Below are 1604 nucleotides of genomic sequence, written 5' to 3'. Positions count from 1 at the left end.
AGTTTATGTATTTTGAAGCTATGATTTTAGAAAAAAGAGGCAAATTAGAAGACTCTAAAAACATTATTGAGAAGTTAATTAAAAAGGTAAACTCTAAAAATATAGATATTATTTTTAAAGGTGAATTATATATAAAAATATCATAGTATATATGTTTATTTTAAAGAGTAATATCCATGAAATACTATGATAGCAGTAATTTAGATAAGATTATGGAATCTTATTCATACATTTAAGATGATTTAGAAAAACTTACAAAAACAGATATAGCTAATAACTCTACTAATAAAAAAGCTCTATAACATATGAATATGATTTAGTTTGTAATATAACATCAATGATAAAATATGGAGCAACTACTAACTATATATACAATGATTTAAATCAATTAATAAAATCAACAGAAAATAAATATGGAAATGAGACAAGCCAAAACTTCTTAGGTATTGACGGAAATGTTATAGGTACTACAAGATATAGCAGTGAAGGATTCAAGTATTATACTTATAACAAGGATGTTCAAAGAAGTACAACAAGCGTAGTAGGAGAAGATGGAAAATCAACAGTAGCTTATGACTACGATGATTTTGGAGTGACAACAACTATAGGGGATAGTAGTTTCTTTAATGAGGTTTGCTATACAGGTGGTATTTATGATGTAAGTACAGGTTTATACTATTTGAATGTCAGATACTATGACCCTAGGAATGGAAGGTTTATTACTCAAGATACATATAGAGGTGAAGTTAATAATCCTAGTACATTGCATCTTTATGCTTATTGTGATAATAATCCTATAAACTATATAGATCCAAGTGGACATGTTGTAACAACAGGAGGTATTGAAATTTCAGCATCAGCAGGATTTGATATTGGAGGAATTCCATCGGCAGGAATTACTTGGGTAACAGTATATTATCCATATATGAATAGTGTAGATCAATTAGGTGGATTTGGATTTACAGGAGGGGCTGAAATGGCTATTGGTAAGTTTTCATATGGCGGAGGAATTACGGTTGGAATAGGAAGTACTAGTAAAAATGTGCTTTCACCGTATGTTAGTAGAAGTAAGCCTATAAATTATTTACCTAAGGGTCTTGCTAAATATAATGCAAAATGTATTGGGAAGTTTGGTAATATGAAAGCTAGATTTAAGATGTCTGCAAAGGTCGGCTATACTTCGATAATACTTAGAAGTAATTTGAAATCAATTGGTAAGAGTACAATAAATAAAACACACAGAAAGCTATTTATGTCGATAAAAGAAGTACCAAAAAAGAATAGAAACTATGTTGAATATAAATTACTTTCTAAGTCAGCTAAAGTATATAAAAATGGAAAAGTAGTAATAAAAAGTTAGGAGAGTATAATGGAAATAGGAATCCATATAAAAGAAAGTAAAATTGAATTTTATGAAAGTTGGAATAGATATGTAAATAGAAATATAAGTAATAAAAATTTACGAAGTGATTTTATTGGGATTTTGAATAATAATAAATTTATATTAACATATAAGAATATTAAAGATACATATCCTAATTACTTTGGAATATCACTAGAAGGAGAACTTATAAAATATGATGATGGTTATAAAATATTAGTTA

2 protein-coding genes are annotated in these 1604 nt (G+C 27.4%); both read left to right on the top strand.

The window, feature by feature from the left end:
- Positions 1–337 precede the first annotated feature (337 nt).
- Positions 338–1360 carry an RHS repeat-associated core domain-containing protein gene (locus NSA58_RS19875; RefSeq protein ID WP_257560912.1) on the top strand — a complete coding sequence of 341 codons (1023 nt, stop codon included), beginning with the start codon at positions 338–340 and terminating at the stop codon, positions 1358–1360.
- Positions 1361–1369: 9 nt separating this feature from the next.
- Positions 1370–1604, top strand: a 235-nt coding sequence (locus tag NSA58_RS19870; RefSeq protein WP_257560911.1) for a hypothetical protein, incomplete at its 3' end; no start/stop codon positions are given.

Source organism: Terrisporobacter muris, from assembly GCF_024621905.1.
Classification (GTDB): Bacteria; Bacillota; Clostridia; order Peptostreptococcales; family Peptostreptococcaceae; genus Terrisporobacter; species Terrisporobacter muris.
Note: the sequence above shows the minus strand (reverse complement) of the source record. Positions and strands in the feature narration are given on the sequence as shown.

Bases quoted from the DNA above. Each gene is read 5' to 3' on its own strand.
- NSA58_RS19875 (WP_257560912.1), top strand. From the start codon at position 338: ATGATAAAATATGGAGCAACTACTAACTATATATACAATGATTTAAAT.